The sequence below is a fragment of the Streptomyces sp. NPDC002499 genome (assembly GCF_053595415.1).
This window is the reverse complement of sequence record NZ_JBSFXO010000001.1, coordinates 270,276-287,609: the sequence shown is the minus strand read 5'-3', so window position 1 is coordinate 287,609 and position 17,334 is coordinate 270,276. Positions and strand designations below refer to the sequence as shown.

Annotated in this window: 19 protein-coding genes; 14 read left to right on the top strand and 5 right to left on the bottom strand. The window is 70.1% G+C overall.

Annotation, left to right across the window (positions count from 1 at the left end; genetic code table 11):
• The first annotated feature begins 91 nt into the window (after nucleotides 1-91).
• The gene (locus ACWD5F_RS01330) at nucleotides 92-502 is read left to right on the top strand and encodes a hypothetical protein (protein WP_451249927.1); all 411 of its coding nucleotides are present in this window, start codon (nucleotides 92-94) and stop codon (nucleotides 500-502) included.
• A 55-nt stretch (nucleotides 503-557) separates the two neighbouring features.
• Here the strand turns inward: ACWD5F_RS01330 and ACWD5F_RS01325 are convergent, their stop codons facing one another.
• Nucleotides 558-1,766, bottom strand: a complete 1,209-nt coding sequence (locus ACWD5F_RS01325; protein WP_451249925.1) for a carbohydrate-binding protein — start codon at nucleotides 1,764-1,766, stop codon at nucleotides 558-560.
• A gap of 339 nt (nucleotides 1,767-2,105) precedes the next feature.
• Here ACWD5F_RS01325 and ACWD5F_RS01320 point away from each other — a divergent pair, with 339 nt between their 5' ends.
• The 12 genes from ACWD5F_RS01320 (at nucleotide 2,106) to ACWD5F_RS01265 (ending at nucleotide 13,541) form a co-directional block, all read left to right on the top strand.
• Nucleotides 2,106-3,221 (top strand): Gfo/Idh/MocA family protein, encoded by a 1,116-nt coding sequence (locus ACWD5F_RS01320; protein WP_451249923.1) that lies wholly within the window; start codon nucleotides 2,106-2,108, stop codon nucleotides 3,219-3,221.
• Nucleotides 3,218-4,141 carry a DUF6807 domain-containing protein gene (locus ACWD5F_RS01315; protein ID WP_451249921.1) on the top strand — a complete coding sequence of 308 codons (924 nt, stop codon included), beginning with the start codon at nucleotides 3,218-3,220 and terminating at the stop codon, nucleotides 4,139-4,141. Before ACWD5F_RS01320 ends, ACWD5F_RS01315 begins: the two co-directional genes overlap by 4 nt.
• Nucleotides 4,135-4,896 (top strand): cupin, encoded by a 762-nt coding sequence (locus ACWD5F_RS01310; RefSeq protein ID WP_451249919.1) that lies wholly within the window; start codon nucleotides 4,135-4,137, stop codon nucleotides 4,894-4,896. Before ACWD5F_RS01315 ends, ACWD5F_RS01310 begins: the two co-directional genes overlap by 7 nt.
• Before the next feature lie 64 nt (nucleotides 4,897-4,960).
• A complete protein-coding gene (locus tag ACWD5F_RS01305; protein ID WP_451249917.1) occupies nucleotides 4,961-6,247 on the top strand; it encodes an ABC transporter substrate-binding protein in 1,287 nt (428 codons plus the stop codon).
• Nucleotides 6,244-7,188 carry a carbohydrate ABC transporter permease gene (locus ACWD5F_RS01300; RefSeq protein ID WP_451249915.1) on the top strand — a complete coding sequence of 315 codons (945 nt, stop codon included), beginning with the start codon at nucleotides 6,244-6,246 and terminating at the stop codon, nucleotides 7,186-7,188. The genes ACWD5F_RS01305 and ACWD5F_RS01300 overlap by 4 nt, the downstream gene beginning before the upstream one ends.
• Entirely contained in the window at nucleotides 7,185-8,057 is an 873-nt protein-coding gene (locus tag ACWD5F_RS01295) for a carbohydrate ABC transporter permease (protein ID WP_451249913.1), read from the top strand. The genes ACWD5F_RS01300 and ACWD5F_RS01295 overlap by 4 nt, the downstream gene beginning before the upstream one ends.
• Nucleotides 8,054-8,653 carry a hypothetical protein gene (locus ACWD5F_RS01290; protein ID WP_451249911.1) on the top strand — a complete coding sequence of 200 codons (600 nt, stop codon included), beginning with the start codon at nucleotides 8,054-8,056 and terminating at the stop codon, nucleotides 8,651-8,653. Before ACWD5F_RS01295 ends, ACWD5F_RS01290 begins: the two co-directional genes overlap by 4 nt.
• 106 nt (nucleotides 8,654-8,759) lie before the next feature.
• A complete protein-coding gene (locus tag ACWD5F_RS01285) occupies nucleotides 8,760-9,212 on the top strand; it encodes a phospholipase (RefSeq protein WP_451249909.1) in 453 nt (150 codons plus the stop codon).
• 130 nt (nucleotides 9,213-9,342) lie between these two features.
• Nucleotides 9,343-9,522 (top strand): hypothetical protein, encoded by a 180-nt coding sequence (locus tag ACWD5F_RS01280; protein WP_401724337.1) that lies wholly within the window; start codon nucleotides 9,343-9,345, stop codon nucleotides 9,520-9,522.
• 172 nt (nucleotides 9,523-9,694) lie between these two features.
• Nucleotides 9,695-10,489 carry an SDR family NAD(P)-dependent oxidoreductase gene (locus tag ACWD5F_RS01275; RefSeq protein ID WP_451249907.1) on the top strand — a complete coding sequence of 265 codons (795 nt, stop codon included), beginning with the start codon at nucleotides 9,695-9,697 and terminating at the stop codon, nucleotides 10,487-10,489.
• Nucleotides 10,490-10,737: 248 nt separating this feature from the next.
• Complete coding sequence (locus ACWD5F_RS01270) at nucleotides 10,738-12,603, top strand: glycoside hydrolase family 97 catalytic domain-containing protein (protein WP_451249905.1); 1,866 nt, start codon at nucleotides 10,738-10,740, stop codon at nucleotides 12,601-12,603.
• 53 nt (nucleotides 12,604-12,656) lie between these two features.
• Nucleotides 12,657-13,541, top strand: a complete 885-nt coding sequence (locus ACWD5F_RS01265; RefSeq protein WP_451249903.1) for an IS5 family transposase — start codon at nucleotides 12,657-12,659, stop codon at nucleotides 13,539-13,541.
• Between the two features lie 82 nt (nucleotides 13,542-13,623).
• Here the strand turns inward: ACWD5F_RS01265 and ACWD5F_RS01260 are convergent, their stop codons facing one another.
• Nucleotides 13,624-14,073: a hypothetical protein gene (locus ACWD5F_RS01260; RefSeq protein WP_451249901.1), complete on the bottom strand. Its 450-nt coding sequence runs from the start codon at nucleotides 14,071-14,073 to the stop codon at nucleotides 13,624-13,626.
• Nucleotides 14,074-14,330: 257 nt separating this feature from the next.
• Between ACWD5F_RS01260 and ACWD5F_RS01255 the strand changes: the two genes are divergently transcribed.
• Entirely contained in the window at nucleotides 14,331-14,903 is a 573-nt protein-coding gene (locus ACWD5F_RS01255) for a DinB family protein (RefSeq protein ID WP_401724327.1), read from the top strand.
• A 13-nt stretch (nucleotides 14,904-14,916) separates the two neighbouring features.
• Here ACWD5F_RS01255 and ssuE read toward each other — a convergent pair whose 3' ends face one another.
• From ssuE to ACWD5F_RS01240, 3 genes are read right to left on the bottom strand one after another with little or no spacing between them, the layout of a single operon-like run.
• A complete protein-coding gene (gene ssuE, locus ACWD5F_RS01250; RefSeq protein ID WP_451249899.1) occupies nucleotides 14,917-15,474 on the bottom strand; it encodes an NADPH-dependent FMN reductase in 558 nt (185 codons plus the stop codon).
• A gap of 56 nt (nucleotides 15,475-15,530) precedes the next feature.
• The gene (locus tag ACWD5F_RS01245) at nucleotides 15,531-16,283 is read right to left on the bottom strand and encodes an alpha/beta hydrolase (protein WP_451249897.1); all 753 of its coding nucleotides are present in this window, start codon (nucleotides 16,281-16,283) and stop codon (nucleotides 15,531-15,533) included.
• Between the two features lies 1 nt (nucleotide 16,284).
• The gene (locus tag ACWD5F_RS01240; protein ID WP_451249895.1) at nucleotides 16,285-17,319 is read right to left on the bottom strand and encodes an LLM class flavin-dependent oxidoreductase; all 1,035 of its coding nucleotides are present in this window, start codon (nucleotides 17,317-17,319) and stop codon (nucleotides 16,285-16,287) included.
• Between the last annotated feature and the right edge of the window lie 15 nt (nucleotides 17,320-17,334).

Below are 17,334 nucleotides of genomic sequence, written 5' to 3'. Positions count from 1 at the left end.
TTCCCCGTCCCCACCCTGACAGTTCACAGGATGTGGTGCTTCCCCTTCGCTGCCAGGGTGAGTCACCGGCGAAGAACGAACGGAGGAGCCGATGTCCACCTCACGACTGCTCACCTCCCGGCTGGGGGCCGCGGCCGGTACGGCCGTGCTGCTGGCCGGTGCCGGGCTGCTGGCGGCCACCCCCGCCCAGGCCGCGCCCCGCGCCTGTCCGGGCAGCGGACCGGGAGATCCCGCGCGCTGCGCCCAGGTGATCGGCATCGATCCGGGCTCGTCCCTGGTGATGCGCACCGCCCCGCGCTACAGCGCCGGCGCGGTGGCCCGCTGGGGCAACGGCCAGTGGCTGGAACTGGATTGCTGGACCACCGGCGACCCGGACGCGGACGGCCACGGCTACCGCTACTGGATGCTCGTCTCCACCGGCAGCTCCAGCGGCTACGTCAACGACTGGTACCTGGACAGCGGCGGTCCCGCCACCTGGAAGTCCCAGATCCCGCAGTGCTGATGACATGAACGACCCGTGGGCCCCGGCGAGTCGACCGCCGGGGCCCAGCGGTCTGTCAGCAGGCGCCCTCGTCCTGCCAGGGACCCCACTCGGCGGCGCCGGGTGTCTCGTTCTGGGTCCACCACTTGGCCTTCCAGTTGTGGTGGTTGTAGGAGGCCTCGTCACCCTGCACGTAGACCGAGGCCGAACTCCACGCCGTCTTGCACCCGGTGGGGGTCGGCGTGGGCGTCGGGGTCGGAGTGGTGGCGGGCGGGGTGACGCCGGCGAACTTCACCGAGTACTTGGCGAAGTCCCAGACGCTCTGCGCCACGCTGGAGCAAGTGCCGGACGTGACACCGCCGTTGTCGGGCGTCGCGCACTGGCGGTCCCGGTTGAGGGACCAGAAGGTGAAGCGATCCATGTTGTGCGAGGTCGCGAAGTCCAGCACGGTCTGGAAGTCGTTCTGGGTGAAGTACTCCCCTGTGTCACTTCGCCCGTTCATGCCGGAGAAGCCCTCATGGGCGTACGCGGTCGCCGAGTCCCAGCCGAACGTGGACTGGAGGATCGCGTTGAAGTTGGTGAGCGCGCTCGTCTGCGAGGCCGCGCCGTTGAAGCCGCCGTCGAACGGCATGATGGAGAAGTTGTTCGGGGTGAACCCCTGCGACTTTGCTTCCAACAGCATCTGTTTTCCGAACCAGCCCGTCCCGTCCGCCGTGCCGGCCGTGGTGACGGAGACGTAGAGCCCGGGGTTGTTCTGCTGGAGGATCTTGGCGGCGCCGATCTCGTTGTGGATCGCCGCCGTGTTCTCGTACTCCGGCTCCTCCAGGTCGAAGTCGATGGCGTGCAGGCCGTACTTGGTGATGACCTGCTGGTAAGCCGCCGCCGTGGCCGCCGGGTCCGCGCAGGCCTGGCCGAGCTTCGTGCCGCCGTACCCGCCGATGGAGACCGACACGTCCCCGCCCTTGGCGCGGATCGTGTTGACGACCGACTGCACCGCGGTGTCGGAGGAGACCGATGCCGTGCCGCCCCAAGTCGGCGTGCAACCCCCGCCGTTGGGGGCGAGGACGAAGGCGAGCTGGAAGGCCTTGAGGCCGGTCGCGTCCATGATGGCGGACGCGTCCGGCGGGTTGTTGTCGAGCGGCATCAAGTACGGGGCGGCGGCGTACCAGCGGTTGCTCAGCGCGGTCGTCGCGCCCGAGGCGTTGGTCGCGACGAGAGCGGTCGTGGCGGCCGCGACCGTCGTGACCGCGGCGGCCGCGCCCAGACATGCCCGAAGACGTCTCACTCTGTGCCTCCAGTGGAGAAGTGGGGGAGTGGGGGGAGGTCCCAGGGTGATGAGGGGGAGATGACCACGTCAACGGAGTGGCCTAGACCAAACACTTCTTTGGACTAGACCATGCAACTCCTTTACTCGGAGCCGGTTTTGGCGCGCCCGACCCGGACCCGGCGTGCGGCCGTGAAAACTCCGTTGCTTGCGTCAAAGTGAGCAAAGGTCTCCGGATTTCTCAATGTCGCTGCACGGGGGTTGTCCGGACATTAGGTCGGGTCCTAGGGTCGCCGTCAGACGCAAGCGCTTTCTGCGCGTCGATCGCCCCTGTCCGCGGGCCGTCAGAGGAGTAACCGCATGACCGCACGCCCCGTCCGCCGCAGAGTCGCCGTGGTCGGCACCGGCTCCATCGTCAGCGGCAGCCACCTGCCGGCGCTGCGGGCCCACGCCGAGCGAGTGGAGCTGGTCGCCGCCGTCGACGTGGACCAGGGCAGACTCGACGCCTTCCGGGAGCTCGCGGGCGCGGAGGTCGCCTGCCACACCTCGATGGACGCGATGCTGGACGCCGTACACCCCGATCTGGTGCTCATCGGGACCCCGCCCTCCCTGCATCGGGAGCAGACGGTGGCCGCGCTCAAGGCGGGCGCCTGGGTGCTGTGCGAGAAGCCGCTGACCCTGTCCCTTGCCGAGTACGACGAGATCGCGGCGGCTGAGGAGGCGTCGGGGGCGTACGCCTCCGTGGTCTTCCAGCACCGTTACGGCTCCGGCGCCGTCCACGCCCGCGAGCTGATCGCGAGCGGCGAACTGGGCGCCCCGCGCGTCGCGCACTGCCAGACCACCTGGCACCGCGACGAGGCCTACTACGCCGTGCCGTGGCGCGGGACCTGGGCCAGTGAGGGCGGCGGCCCGACCATGGGGCACGGCATCCACCAGTACGACCTGCTGCTGCACCTGCTCGGTCCGTGGACGGAGATCCGCGCCATGGCGGCCCGCCTGGTCCACGACACCGAGAGCGAGGACGTCTCCACCGCCCTCGTGCGCTTCGAGAACGGCGCCCTCGCCACGGTCGTCAACAGCGTGCTGTCACCCGACGAGGTGAGCCGCATCCGGATCGACTGCGCCGACGCCACCGTCGAACTCACCCATCTGTACGGACACCGCAACGAGGACTGGGTCTACACCCCGGCCCCGTACGTGGCCGCCGAGCGCGCCGCCGCCTGGCGCACCCCCACCGCCGACGTGCCCAGCTCGCACACGGCCCAGCTCGGCGCCCTCCTCGACGCGTACGACAACGGTGTCAGGCCGCCCGGCAGCGGCCCCGACGCCCGTGCCACCCTCGAATTCGCCGCCGCCCTCTACAAGTCCGCGTTCACGGGACAGCCCGTGCACGCCGGCGAGATCGCGCCGGGTGACCCCTACTACCCGACGATGCACGGCGACCACCCCCACTGGGCCCCCAAGGAGCGCGCATGAGCATCCGCGTCAGCCACGTCCACGGCGACCACATCGCCGTCGCGGCCGCGAACGGCACGGAGATCCTCCGCTACGTCTACCGACCCGACCCCGAGGCCTTCGAGGCCCGCAAGCCGTACGCGCATCCGGTGCGCACCCTCGCCGGGCGCACGGTGACCGGGTACCGCCCCAAGGACCACCGCTGGCACAAGGGCTTCCAGATGACGGCCAGCCACCTCTCAGGCCAGAACTTCTGGGGCGGCAACTGCTATGTGCACGGCGAGGGTTACGTCCCGCAGCCCGAGCGCGTCGGCTCCATGCGGCACGACGGCTTCTCGGAGTTCGCAGTCGACGAGGACCGGCTCGCCTTCACCGAGGAGCTGACCTGGGTGGAGCACGGCGGCGCCGAATGGGCTCGGGAAGTACGGGAGTTGGTCGTCCACTCCGTCGACGAGGAGACGGGCTCCTGGGCCTTCGACTGGTCGATCCGGCTCGCCAACGTCCGCGCCGAGCCCCTCGTCTTCGGCTCCCCGACCACCGAGGGCCGTGAACTCGCGGGCTACACCGGCCTCCAGTGGCGCGGCCCGCGCGACTTCACCGGCGGCACGGTCTTCGGCCCCGACTCCGACGGCGGCGCCGAGAAGTTGATGGGCAGTCAGGGCCCCTGGCTCGCATACACCACCGATCACGACGACGTCGACGGCCACTCCACCATCGTCTTCGCGCACGCGCCCGAGAATCTGGACGGGTCCGCGATCCACGAGTCGCACTGGTTCGTGCGCTCCGAGCCGTTCCCGACGGCCGCGTTCTCCTGGGCGTTCTTCGAGGAGTTCGAGCTGCCGCCGGGCGAGTCCTTCGCGTACCGCTACCGCGTGGTCGTCGCGGACGGCGCCTGGGACCACGACGGCGTCGACGCCCACCTGAAGGGCCTGCCGTGGTGAACGAGCCCAAGCCCACGCTCCCGCATCCGCTGCCCGGCGCCGTCGGCCTCTCCCATCTCAGCGCCTACGACTGGGAGGCCGCCGACGGCGTGTGCGGCGGCAGCCCGCATCTCCACCTGGTCTGCACCGAGGCCTACGTCGTCACCGGCGGCCGGGGCGCGGTGCAGACGCTCAGCCCCGACGGCTACCGGGACATCCCGCTGGAGGCGGGCTCGGTCGCCTGGTTCACCCCCGGCACCGTGCACCGCATGGTGCAGGGCGGCGATCTGCGGATCACCGTGCTCATGCAGAACAGCGGGCTGCCGGAGGCCGGGGACGCCGTCTTCACCTTCCCGCCCGAGGTGCTCGCCGACCCCGAGCGGTACGCGGCCGCGGCCACGCTCCCGCCGGGCACGGGCGAGGACACGGCCGCGGCGGCCCGGCGGCGCCGGGACCTCGCCGTCGAGGGCTACCTCGTCCTGCGCGAGTCCCTCGAAGCCGGTGACAAACGCCCGTACGCCGAATTCCAGCGCGCCGCCGCCCGGCTGGTGCGTGCCAAGGTGCCTGCCTGGCGCGAGCTGTGGCGGGCCGGTGCGCTCGCCACCGCCGAACGCACCGGCGCCCAACTGGACGCCCTCGCCGACGGCGAGCCGGCGTATCTCGACCGGGCGACCGCGTACGAGACCGCGCCCACCCGGCTCGGCGGCTTCGGCATGTGCGGCCGACGCGACGAGTACAACCTGCCCGGCACGACGCTGCCGTACCGGGGCGCATGACATGACCGGGGGACACGGGGGCCGTGACATCAGGTCCGAGTAAGAGATGAGGTGACCTCGGTACATGCCCGGACACAGGACAAAGGGGTTCTGCGCAACGGCCGCCGCGCTCGCGCTCTGCGCGATGCTGGCCGGTTGCGGGGGATCCGGGGAATCGGCCGGCGGTGGCGGCAAGGTCGTGCTGCGCTACGCCTGGTGGGGCAACCCCGACCGCGCCGCGCTGACGGACAAGGCCGTCGCCCTGTTCGAGGAACGCCATCCCAACGTGCAGGTGCAGACGTCGTATTCGAGTTACGACGCCTACAAGCAGAAGCTCGCCGTGCAGGCCACGGGCGGCGACGCACCCGATGTGATGCAGCTCGACTACCGCCAGATCAACCAGTACGCGAACGGTGGCGTCCTGCTCGACCTGGGCAAGCAGAAAGCCGTCCTGCACACCACCGAGATCGACGAAGGCCTGCTCGCGACCGGCAGCGTGGACGGCACGCAGTACGCGATCCCGCAGGGCCGCGGCACCGAGACCATCGTCTACGACGCCAAGGCCTGGAAGGACTCCGGCGTACCGCTCCCGCAGAAGGGCTGGACCTGGGCCGACTGGGCCGACGACATGCGCGCGCTGGCCAAGAAGACCGGGAAGCCCGGAGCCACCGACCCCGGCTGGAGCGAGGACGGCTTCGAGGTGTGGCTGCGCGGCCAGGGCAAGTCCCTCTACACCAAGGACAACGGGCTCGGCTTCACCGCCGACGACCTCACCGAGTGGTGGACCTTCACCGACCGACTCCGGCGCGAGGGCGCGGTGTCGCCCGCCGAACAGACCACCCAGCTCGCCGGGTTCGTCGAGAACACCCCGCTGGCACGCGGCAAGGCGACCTCCGACAACAACTGGGACGCCCCGGCGGGCGGTTACGTCTCCTTCATCCCGACCGGGATCGCGCTGGCGCCGATGCCGTCCGGCGAGGACGGCACGCCCGGCCAGTACTTCAAGCCGTCGATGTTCATGGGCGTCTCGGCCAACACCGGCCATCCCGAGGAGGCGGCCGAACTCATCGACTTCATGATCAACGACAAGGACGCGGCCAAGATCCTCGGCGCCACCCGCGGCATCCCGGTCAACGAGACCATCCGCGCGGAGACCAGGTCCCAGCTCCAGGGCTTCGACAAGACGATCTCCGACTACCAGGCCTCCGTCGACGGCACCCTCAAGGATCCGCCGCAGGCCCCGCCGTCCGGCGACAACGCCCTTCAGTCCACCTTCCAGCGCGACTACGACCAGGTGTCGTACGAGCGCCTGTCGCCCCGCAAGGCGGCCGAGAACTACATCACCGAGGCGAAGGCGGAGCTGAGGTCATGACCACCACCGAGATCCCCGCGCCCACCGCCCGCCCCAAGCGCGCGGCGACCGCCCCCAACCGCCGTCCGAAGCGTGAACGCGAGGGCGCCGCCTGGGTGTTCCTGTCCCCGTGGGTCCTCGGCGCGTGCGTCCTCACGCTGCTGCCGATGGCCGTGTCGCTGTACCTGTCCTTCACCGACTACAACCTCTTCGACGCGCCCCGCTGGGTGGGCCTGCGCAACTACACGCAGATGTTCACCGAGGACCCGCGCTACTGGCGCTCGGTCGTGACGACCCTCGAGTACGTCGTCATCGCGGTGCCCCTGCAACTCGCGCTCGCCCTCGTCGTCGCCCTCGCCCTGAAGAACATGAAGACCGGCAAGGCCTTCTACCGGTCGGCGTTCTACGCCCCCTCGTTGCTCGGCGCCTCGATGTCCATCGCGCTCGTCTGGCGCCAGGTCTTCAACGACGGCGGCACGGTGGACAAGCTGTTCGGCAACGGCGGCTGGGTCAACAAGCCCGGCTGGTCGCTGCTGGCCGTGGCCCTGCTGACGGTGTGGCAGTTCGGCGCGCCGATGGTCATCTTCCTCGCCGGTCTCCAGCAGATCCCCGTCGAGCTGTACGAGGCGGCGGCCGTCGACGGGGCGGGGAAATGGCGTCAGTTCGTCTCCATCACCGTGCCGATGCTGTCCCCGGTGCTCTTCTTCAACCTGGTGCTCCAGACGATCCAGGCCTTCCAGGTGTTCACCCCCGCCTTCGCGGTCAGCGGAGGCAAGGGCGGACCGGCCGACTCGACCCTCGTCTACACCCTCTACCTCTACGACCGCGGCTTCGTCGCCTCCCACATGGGCTACGCCTCCGCCATGGCCTGGGTGCTGCTGATCGTCATCGGCGCCGTCACGGCGGTGCTGTTCCGCACCTCGCGTTCCTGGGTCTTCTACGCGTCCGAGGGGGACCGATGACCGCCGTCTCCACCGCCGACACCACCGACCGCAGGCCCGTGCCCTGGAGCCGGATAGCCCTCCATGTGGGCTGCCTGGCAGCCCTGTTGGTGGTGCTGTATCCGCTGGTCTGGCTGCTGGCCAGCTCGCTCAAGCCGGCGAACGAGGTCATCACCAGCCTCAACCTGCTGCCCAGCCACCTGGAGTGGTCCAACTACAAGACCGCCCTGGACGGCGTCAACGACGTCTCCATCTGGCGGCTGCTGTCCAACTCGCTGCTGATCGCGGGCGGCGCGGTGATCGGCAACGTGATCAGCTGCTCGCTCGCCGCCTACGCCTTCGCCCGGCTGCGCTTCCGCTTCCGCGGCCCGCTGTTCGCGTTCATGATCGCCACGATCATGCTGCCGCACCACGCGGTGCTGATCCCGCAGTACATCATCTTCAACCAACTCGGCCTGGTGAACACCTACTGGCCGCTGATCCTGCCCAAGTTCCTCGCCACGGAGGCCTTCTTCGTCTTCCTCATCGTCCAGTTCATGCGCGGCCTGCCCCGCGAACTGGAGGAAGCGGCCCGGATCGACGGCTGCGGACCCTTCCGCAGCTTCTTCCTGATCGTGCTGCCGCTCACCCGGCCCGCGCTGATCACCACGGCGATCTTCACCTTCATCTGGACCTGGAACGACTTCTTCACCCAGCTCATCTACCTCTTCGACCCGGACAAGTTCACGCTCACCCTCGCCCTGAGCTCGTTCGTGGACTCCTCCAGCCAGTCGGCGTTCGGCCCCATGTTCGCGATGTCGGTGATCGCGCTCCTGCCGATCGTGCTGTTCTTCCTCGCCTTCCAGCGCTTCCTGGTGGAGGGCATGGCCAGCTCGGGACTCAAGGGATGAGCGGCCTGCGCACCCGCGAGCCCGGCGAGGTCTTCGGCCCGCGGATGACCCTGTTCGCCGACATGCTCAGCGTCGGCCTGCTCACGGCGGTGCTGTGCCTGCCCCTGGTGACGGTCCCGGCCGCCCTGTCGACCGCGTGCGCGGTCCTGCGGGGCGGGGTGGCGGGCCGACCCGCCACCGCGGGGCGGTATTTGGAGGTGCTACGGCGTCGGCTGCGGGCCGGCGACCTGGCCGCCGGCGGCGTCTTCCTGACCGGCGCCCTGGTGGTGGTCGCGGACCTGGCCCTCGCCGGGGCCGGACTCCCCGGGGCGCCGGTGTTCGCGGTGGTGGCCTCGGCCATCGCCGCGGCCGCCCTGGTCGTGGGCCTGCGGGCCTGCGCCAGGCCCGAGTCGCTCACCGACTGGCGGGCCGCCCTGCGCGAGGCGGCGCGGGACGCCGTAGGCGACACGGGCGGCAGCGCCCTGGTGCTGCTCGCGGTGGCGGCGGCCGTCGCGTGCGCGTGGATGCTGGTGCCGCTGGCCTTCCTCACACCCGGTCCGCTGGCCCTGGCGCTCACGGCCGTCGACGTCCGTTTGGCCGTGATGTCCCAGAATTAATGCCCCATTAAGGGGACTTGAGGTGTGAAAGGAGGCTTGAGGTGCCGATCATCTTGACATGAACCTGCGGTCCGACGGGCGGGCCGCGGTCTCATGGAGGTGTGGAATGCACCGCAGACTCGCCACCGCACTGGGCGCCTCCGCCCTGGCCCTCGTCACCGTCGTCGCCACCGCCGCAGCCGCCGAAGCCGCTCCCGCCGACAAGCCCCAGGTCCTGTCGAGCTGGACCCAGACCAGCTCGTCGAGCTACACCCTCTGGACCACCGCCCGCGCCAACCAGACCGCCTGGGCCGCCTACGGGTTCGACTGGTCCACGGACTACTGCTCCTCCTCGCCCGACAACCCCTTCGGCTTCCCCTTCGCCACGTCCTGCGCCCGGCACGACTTCGGCTACCGCAACTACAAGGCCGCCGGCGCCTTCGACGCCAACAAGGACCGCCTCGACAGCGCCTTCTACGAAGACCTCAAGCGGGTCTGCCTGAGCTACAGCGGCGCGACCAAGACCGCCTGCAACAGCACCGCCTGGACCTACTACCAGGCGGTCAGGGCCTTCGGCTGAGACACCCTCAGGGGCGCCCGCCAGGGCGTCTCGCAGGTCCGCCAGGCAAATGCCCGTGCTTTCGGGGCAGTTGGGGGTACACGGAGTCCACGTGGGGCGACGACCTCAATCAACGGAAGGGGCGGACATCATGCTGGCCATCATTTCTGCGGTCCTGTTCTTCATAGCTTTCCTGATCAACGCAGCCGACATCTCGACCAACGACACCTTCACCTCGACCAACGTGATGCTGCTCGGGCTCACCGTGCTCGCACTTCACCTGGCCGGAATCGGAAGCGGGTGGTCGGTGCGGGGCCGCGGTCGGCGGTGACCTCGGCGTAGAGGCGCCGCGAGTGTGACGGACGGGGTGGGCTGTGCTGACACAGCCCACCCCGTCCGTATCGGCCCGGTGGCGGTCCTGCCGCCCTGCCACCAGGCTGGCGGCAGAGGCGCCGGCACGCAGGACGCACAGACGTACGGACGTACAGAGGGACTGGTTCCAGATGCAGATCGACCTGGCGGGACGCACCGCCCTGGTGACGGGCTCGACACAGGGCATCGGCGCGGCGATCGCCGCCGGACTCGCGCGCTCCGGCGCCCGGGTGGGGGTGAACGGCCGCGACGAGAAGCGCGTCGGGGAGGCCGTGGCCCGACTGGCGGCGGAGGTACCCGGAGGGTCCTTAGTGCCGGTGGCCGCCGACGTGGCGAGCGAGGAGGGCGCGCGGCAGGCCCTGGAGGCACTGCCGCAGGTGGACATCCTCGTCAACAACCTCGGCATCTTCGGCTCCGCCGACCCGCTGGAGATCAGCGACGACGAGTGGCGGCGCTACTTCGAGGTGAACGTACTGGCCGCCGTGCGGCTGATCCGGCAGTACCTGCCGGGCATGACGGAGCGCGGCTGGGGCCGGGTCCTGAACATCGCCAGCGACTCCGCGATCGTCATCCCCGCCGAGATGATCCACTACGGCATGTCCAAGACCGCGCTCCTCGCGGTCGGCCGCGGCTTCGCCAAGGAGGCGGCGGGCACCGGCGTGACGGTGAACTCGGTCATCGCGGGACCCACCCACACGGGCGGGGTGGAGGACTTCGTCTACGAACTCGTCGACCGGGACCTGCCCTGGGACGAGGCCCAGCGCGAGTTCATGCGCAAGCACCGCCCGCAGTCCCTTCTGCAACGGCTGATCGAGCCCGAGGAGATCGCCCACATGGTCGTCTACCTGAGCTCCGACCAGGCGTCGGCGACGACGGGCGGAGCGCTGCGGGTGGACGGGGGCTACGTCGACTCGATCCTGCCCTGATCTGGTCCGAGGCGGCAATATTCATCGGATGAGTAAGACATCGCCGACTGACTGTAGTGAGATGTCGTTGCTGCCATAACTGTTGACACGTGCATGGCGGCTGCTTAGGTTCCCCCGAGACACCCGATGTATCGACGATCCATCAGGTCTGGAGGACGACAATGACCTCGCAGTCGGGGAAGTGCTCGCCGTTACCGCTCAGAGTCGCGGTCGCCGCGCTCTGCGCAGGGCTGGCGACCGCACTCTGCATGACCGCGCCCGCTCGGGCCGACCAGCGAGCCGACCGGGACGTCGGCCACGCCGAGCACGTCTGGTCCCTGTCCGGCCCAGGGCGCGCCGCGGCGGTCCAGGAACCCCGCGCCCGTGTGTCCTTGGACGACACCACCGGCACGCTGACCCTCTCCGTGACCCGTGCCGGCCGAACGGTCATCGAGCCGTCGCCCGTCGGCATCGTGACCGAACAGGCCGACCTCTCCAAGGACTTGAGGTTCCTCCACCGCAAGGACCGGCTGGTGAAGGAGCACTACCGGGCCACGTCCGGCAAGCGGCTGGACCGCCGGGTCCTGATGAGCGAGACGCGCCTGTCGTTCGCCACCCCCGCGGGCGCGCGGCTCGACCTCGTGGTCCGCGCCTCCGCAGACGGCGTCGCCTACCGATACGTCCTGCCCGCCGGGCACGGAGACGTCCTCGGCGAGACCTCCGCCTTCAACCTGCCGTCGGACGCGAACGCGTGGCTCGGCACCTACCGGGTCGACAACGAGGGCCAGTTCAACCAGTACACCGCCGCGACCGCACCCACCGGCGAGTACTCGGACCAGGCACTCTTCGCCACCGACGGCGGCTACACCCTGCTCGCCGAGTCCGACCTCACCGGCGCGTACTCCGGCGCCCGGCTCGCCCACACACAGGGCACCGGCACCTACCGCATCAAGCTGGCCGACGACCGGGTCCACACCGACGGCACCCTCGCGACTCCCTGGCGGGCCATGGTCACCGGCGACCTCGCCACCGTCACCCGGTCCACCTTCACCGACGACCTCGCGCCCGCCTCCAAGGTCGCCGACACCTCCTGGATCCGCCCCGGCACCGTGCTGTGGACCTGGCTCGCCGGCGGCCGCGCGGCAGGCCAGAGCCTCGCCGCACAGCAGGCCTACGTCGACTACGCGGCCCAACGCCACTGGCCCTACGAGGCAGTCGACGCGGGCTGGTACTTCAAGACCGACGAATGGGACACCACCGACCCCAACTGGCAGACGAACAGCTGGCTGCCCCGACTCGTCGACTACGCACGCCCCAAGGGCGTCGGCATCGTCGTCTGGATCCACCAGCGCGACCTCGACACCCCCGAGGAACGGGCTCAGTGGCTGCCCACCCTGGAGCGCTGGGGCGTCAAGGGCGTGAAGATCGACTTCATGAACTCCGAGGCGCAGCCCATGCTCCAGTGGTACGACGCCATCCTCGCCGAGACCGCCGCCCACCACCTCATGGTCGACTTCCACGGCTCGACGATCCCCAAGGGCATCCAGCGCACCTGGCCGCAGGTCATGACCCTGGAAGGCGTCGGCGGCGAGGAGAAGCGGACCAACACCGCCGCCCACCTCACCACCCTGCCCTTCACCCGCAACGTCATCGGCTCCATGGACTTCACCCCCGGCGGCTTCCAACGCGTCGGCCAGCGCCCCAACTCCGACGCGGCCGAGGTCGGACTCACCGTCGCCTACGAGTCCGGCCTCCAGATGCTCGCCGGCACCCCGGAGTCGTACGACACCCGACCGCTCGCCCGCGACTTCCTCGACCAGATCCCCGCCGCCTGGGACGACACCAGACTGCTGGCCGGACAACCCGGTCAGGAGGCCGTCCTAGCCCGCCGCAGCGGCAGCCGCTGGTTCCTGGGCGGGGTGTACGCGGGGGCCGCTCGCACGGCACAGGTGCCGCTGACCATCGGTCCGGGACGGTGGCTGGTGGAGACGATCCGTGACGGTGCCGACGGGCTCGTCCGGCAGCGGCAGGTGTTGCGCGGCGGCGACACGTTCACCGTCGACGTCGTGGCGGGCGGTGGCTTCGCGGGCGTCGCCTGCCGTTGGCATCCGGGTCTCACCACCTGCTACCGCTAGGTCGTGTCCGATGGGTCGCGTGACGCTCCCGCTGGGCACTCGCTCCGTGGGACATGGGGCGGGGAGATCTTTCGGATGAAGAGTGGGCTCGACTCGAGCCGCACTTGCCGACGAATCGCGGACGGGGTGGACGCTGGCAATCCCACCGCCGTGTGATCAACGGGATTCTGTTCCGGCAGCGGACCGGCCTCCCCTGGCGGGACCTGCCTCCCTGCTTCGGTAGCTGGAAGACGGTTCACGATCGTCATCGCAGGTGGTCGGCGGACGGCACGTGGGAGAGGATCCTGCGGGCCGTCCAGGCCGACGCCGATGCCGAGGGCCGGATCGACTGGAGCATGGTCAGCGTCGATTCCACGACCTGCCGCGCCCATCAGCACGCGGCTGGTGCCTCCACCCGTGCCCCGGAAATCCCGGGTCGGCGCAGGAGCCCGGCGCGTCACCGTCTCGATGAGGCCCTGGGACGCTCGCGAGGCGGGCTCACGAGCAAGATCCACCTTGCTGGGGAAGGTGGGTGTCGCCCGCTCGGGTTTGTCATCACGCCCGGCCAGAGGGGGGACGCACCGCAGATGATTCCCGTCCTGGTTGAGATCCGTGTGCCCCGGCAGGCTGGTGGACGACCGCGCACTCGGCCCGACCATGTCGGGGGAGATAAGGCGTACTCATCACGCCGTAATCGGCGTCACCTGCGCAGACGCCAGATCAAGCACACGATCCCCGAGCCAAGAGACCAGCGGGCCAACCGCCGGCGCCGCGGCAGCCAAGGAGGCCGGCCCACAGGCTTCGACAAGACGATCTACCGCCGCCGCAACGAGGTCGAGCGGACCATCAACCGGCTCAAGAACTTCCGAGCCGTCGCCACGCGCTTCGACAAACGGGCGTACGTCTTCCATGGGACGGTCACCGTGGCCGCGATCCGCCTATGGCTCCGTCCGCAGTGAATCGCCTCGTTCGGTGGCGCAGTTCGCTGAGTAGGCGCGCGTCGACAGCCCTGACGTCCCAAGATGAGCTGTCGAACTCGGTCTACCAGGGTGAGCGGGGGTCGCGGCGTGCTTCTGGGGTCTGCTCGGGCAGAGCCGTGTTTTGGTCGGTGCGCAGCAGCATGCCCGGGTCGGGTTCGAAGTCCTCATTGGGCGGTGCCGGCTGGTGGAAACGCTCGGTGCGCGGAATGGTGACTTCCACCAGCCGGCCCTCCTGGAACATCCATAGCCCGAAGCAGTCGTCGTCCTGGTCGCGAAGCAGAACTTGCACCGTATGCGGATGCGGCCACGGCAGCGACTCCAGGTGCCTGAGCAGGCCCTTGCGGGCACGCACTTTCTCGAACTCCAGGGCCCACCCGAACTCGTAGCCCCAGTGCCCCGCTATCGGGACGAAGCGACCTCGCCACGTGCGTTCCGGGTCGTCCTGGGTCAGCGGTTCCATCACCTCATCCGACCAGCGGGCGAGCACGATGACCTCGGCGTCTCTACTCATGCCGGAGTATCACCGCAACCGCCTGGTTCACCGCAACCGCCTGGTTCACCGCAGCCAAATTCCTCAACCGGCCGACGCAGGCAAGCGTGGGCGGATTGGCGACGAGCTCTCGGTGCCAGCGAGCCCGACGACGGCGCCATCGGAGCAGCTCATCTGCGCCTAAGCCACGGCCCTGATCAGCTCACATGACCCATCGGACAGCCCCTAGGCGTACGGCACCGAAACTCGCTGGCGGGCCGGTGCCCCGACGGACCACCATGGCCCGCATGACTGACCAACCCGCACGATGGACCCAGGCGACCGTCTACCCCGACATGTGGGCCAACCCGGACGACGACCCTCGTAACAACGAAGGACCCGGTCCGGACGGCGAACTCGCCACCATCGAGGACGTGCTCACGAACTACCGCCTGACCCTGCGGTTGAAGTGCGAGGGCCTGGACGCCGAGCAGTTGGCACGTCGATCGGTTCCGCCGTCGACGATGTCACTGCTCGGCCTGGTCCGGCACCTCGCCGAGGTGGAACGGGACTGGCGCAACTGGATCACCGACGGCGACCCGTTGCCGAAGCTGTACGGCAGGCGGGACGCGGACTTCGACGAAGCCGTCGGCGAACAGGCCGTGGTCGAGGCCGCGTTCGCCGATCTGGAGCGCGAACAGGCCGCGACCGACGCCGTGTTGGCCGAGCACGAGGACGATCTGGGCAAGCGGCTGGGGAAGGACGGGATCGCGGTCCGGGAGCTGCTGGTGCACCGGATCGACGAGTACGCCCGGCACTGCGGGCACGCGGACCTGCTGCGTGAGTGCGTCGACGGACGGGTGGGTCAGTAGGTCACCGGGCGCTTCACCCCGTGGCCTCGAGCACGGTCGTACGGCCGCCCAGCGCGGTGGAGAAGAGGTCCGTCACCTGCTCCAGCGCCGTGGCCGTGGCGGGAGCGATCGTCGGGGTGCCGTCGTCGCCGACCGTGATGTCCCTGTCGAGGGTGAACCAGCCCGGCACGATGTGTGAGGCGCCCATCGAACTCAGCACCGGGCGCAGGGCGTAGTCGATGGCCAGGACATGGGCCGTGCTGCCACCGGTGGCCAGGGGCAGCACGGTCTTGCCGGTCAGCGCGTACTGCGGGAGCAGGTCGAGAAGCGACTTGAGCAGGCCCGAGTAGGCGGCCTTGTAGACGGGCGTGCCGATGACGACTCCGTCGGCCTGCTCGAACAGGGTCGTGGCCGCCTTGATCGCCGGATGCCCGAAGTCGGCGCCCAGCAGTGCCTGCGCGGGGAGGGTGCGTACCTCCAGCGGGGTCACCTCGTGGCCCTGGAGGCGGAGCCGGTCGTCCAGGTGGCGGAGCAGTCGTGTGGTGCGGGAGGTGGGGGAGGGGCTGCCGGAGACGGACAGGATCGAGGCCATGAGGGGACCTTCCGGGGTCGGGGTTCAGACGGCGTACCGAGCGGGCGGGCGGACGGTCACCAGGCGCTCGACCGCACCGTGATCAGCGGCCGCAGTTCGTTGCGCAGGTTCTCCAGGAAGGTGACGACCTCGGCGGCCACGGAGCGGTGCTGGAGGTCGTTGAGGACGTCGTGATGCGCGCCGTGGACGACCGAAAGGCGGGCGCTGGGAAGGGACTTGGCCGTACGGGCGAGCGCTTCCTGATCGGCCAGCGGGTCGGCGTCACCGACGAGGAGCAGCGCGGGGACGGCGGCTTCGCTGTCGTAGGCGGCGGCGAGCACGGCTTCCGGGATCGCGTCGTCCAGCGAGCCGCGCCGGACCTCGGGGTCCTGGGTCAGGGTGCCCCGGTGGGCGGGGCAGGAGGTGCGGACGTCGAGTTCCTCGTCCCAGGTGCCGGCGGCGGTGTCGCCGGGGGCCCGGCCGGGCAGCCCCGCGAGGACCACGGCATCGGGCCCGCTGTCGGGCGCCCGGTCGAGCAGCGCGGCGATCGCGGCGGCCCCCGCGTCGGCTCCGACGAGGACGAGGGGTCGTACGACTCCGCCGTCGGCCGCCGTGCCCTCGGCGGCGTCGGTGAGGCGGGCGGCGAGGCCGGTCAGGTCCTCGCCTTCGAGGTCGGGGGCGTCGATCACGCGGACGCGGTAGGCGTCGGCGGCGAGCCGCCTGCCGAAGCGGGCGTAGGTCGCCCGGGTCTCGCCACGGCCGGGAACGACGACGACCGTGCCGCGGACGCGGAGGCCTTCGGGGCCGAAGTAGTCGCTGTACTGGGTCATTTCACACTCCTGCGGAGACGGGTTCGGCCGGCCGTGCGGGCCGCCAGCCCAACGCCGGTGCCACCTCGGTCGCGATGAGTTCGAGGGCGCGGACGGCGGCGTCGTGGTCGGGGACGGCGGGGTTGAACTGGGTGATCAGATCGGTCGCGACGGGCAGTACCTTCTCCTGCCCGAGCGCCTCGACGACGTCGTCGGGATGGCCGTAGAAGGAGTGGAAGCGCCGCAACGCCTCGTCCCGGTCGAGGCCCTTGGGGAACGCGCCGTGTTCCGCCATGCGCAGCGCGGCCCGGTGGACGTCGTCGCCGATCGCCGCCAGCGCGGTGCGCCGGTCCTTGGCCGGGAACACGAACCGGGACAGGCCGATGCGCGGGCGGTGCGGTCGGTCCCAGGCGGCCAAGTAGGCGTCCGCCCAGGGCCGTTGGACCTCGTCCGTGGGCTCGTCGAAGCCGTAGGCCGCCCGGTTGAGCAGCAGGTTCGAGCCGTTCCGCGCCGCGTACTCCGCTCCTTGGGCGCTGAACACCCCCTGCCAGACACGGTCGGTAAAGTCGCCGGGCCGGGGCTGGATGCGGAAGCCGGGTGTGCCCACCTCGTGTCGGCCCAGGGCCTGGCGCACGATGTCGAGGTTCTCGCTGGTCAGTTCACGCTTGCGGGCCACGTCCTTGCCGAACGCCGCGTACTCCACCTCGCTCGATCCGCTGCCGGCGCCGAACTCCACGCGGCCCCCGCTGAGCGTGTCGACGGTGGCGATGTCCTCGGCGAGCCGGACCGGGTCCTCCAGCGGGAGGACGGTGATGGCGGTGCCGAGCCGGATGCGGGTGGTACGGGCCGCCGCGTGGGCGAGGAAGGTCCACGGTGACGACAGTCCGCCGCCCCCGAGGGGGACGTGGTGCTGGGCCACCCAGCCGACGTCGAAGCCCAACTCGTCGGCTACGACGAAGAGTTCCTGGGCGTTGCGGTAGGTGCGGGCGATGTCGTCGTCGCGGCCCTGGACGTGGGTGAGGAAACCGAGCCGGAAGCGTGGTCTCTCGCTCGTCATGGGGTGATGGCCTTT

What these genes read in the sequence shown, in the direction of transcription:
- ACWD5F_RS01260 (WP_451249901.1), bottom strand. Translation starts at nt 14,073, where the DNA reads ATGAGTAGAGACGCCGAGGTCATCGTGCTCGCCCGCTGGTCGGATGAG.
- ssuE (WP_451249899.1), bottom strand. Translation starts at nt 15,474, where the DNA reads ATGGCCTCGATCCTGTCCGTCTCCGGCAGCCCCTCCCCCACCTCCCGC.
- ACWD5F_RS01265 (WP_451249903.1), top strand. Translation starts at nt 12,657, where the DNA reads ATGGGGCGGGGAGATCTTTCGGATGAAGAGTGGGCTCGACTCGAGCCG.
- ACWD5F_RS01305 (WP_451249917.1), top strand. Translation starts at nt 4,961, where the DNA reads ATGCCCGGACACAGGACAAAGGGGTTCTGCGCAACGGCCGCCGCGCTC.
- ACWD5F_RS01255 (WP_401724327.1), top strand. Translation starts at nt 14,331, where the DNA reads ATGGCCCGCATGACTGACCAACCCGCACGATGGACCCAGGCGACCGTC.
- ACWD5F_RS01275 (WP_451249907.1), top strand. Translation starts at nt 9,695, where the DNA reads ATGCAGATCGACCTGGCGGGACGCACCGCCCTGGTGACGGGCTCGACA.
- ACWD5F_RS01245 (WP_451249897.1), bottom strand. Translation starts at nt 16,283, where the DNA reads ATGACCCAGTACAGCGACTACTTCGGCCCCGAAGGCCTCCGCGTCCGC.
- ACWD5F_RS01320 (WP_451249923.1), top strand. Translation starts at nt 2,106, where the DNA reads ATGACCGCACGCCCCGTCCGCCGCAGAGTCGCCGTGGTCGGCACCGGC.
- ACWD5F_RS01315 (WP_451249921.1), top strand. Translation starts at nt 3,218, where the DNA reads ATGAGCATCCGCGTCAGCCACGTCCACGGCGACCACATCGCCGTCGCG.
- ACWD5F_RS01270 (WP_451249905.1), top strand. Translation starts at nt 10,738, where the DNA reads ATGACCGCGCCCGCTCGGGCCGACCAGCGAGCCGACCGGGACGTCGGC.
- ACWD5F_RS01280 (WP_401724337.1), top strand. Translation starts at nt 9,343, where the DNA reads ATGCTGGCCATCATTTCTGCGGTCCTGTTCTTCATAGCTTTCCTGATC.
- ACWD5F_RS01240 (WP_451249895.1), bottom strand. Translation starts at nt 17,319, where the DNA reads ATGACGAGCGAGAGACCACGCTTCCGGCTCGGTTTCCTCACCCACGTC.
- ACWD5F_RS01330 (WP_451249927.1), top strand. Translation starts at nt 92, where the DNA reads ATGTCCACCTCACGACTGCTCACCTCCCGGCTGGGGGCCGCGGCCGGT.
- ACWD5F_RS01290 (WP_451249911.1), top strand. Translation starts at nt 8,054, where the DNA reads ATGAGCGGCCTGCGCACCCGCGAGCCCGGCGAGGTCTTCGGCCCGCGG.
- ACWD5F_RS01285 (WP_451249909.1), top strand. Translation starts at nt 8,760, where the DNA reads ATGCACCGCAGACTCGCCACCGCACTGGGCGCCTCCGCCCTGGCCCTC.
- ACWD5F_RS01300 (WP_451249915.1), top strand. Translation starts at nt 6,244, where the DNA reads ATGACCACCACCGAGATCCCCGCGCCCACCGCCCGCCCCAAGCGCGCG.
- ACWD5F_RS01295 (WP_451249913.1), top strand. Translation starts at nt 7,185, where the DNA reads ATGACCGCCGTCTCCACCGCCGACACCACCGACCGCAGGCCCGTGCCC.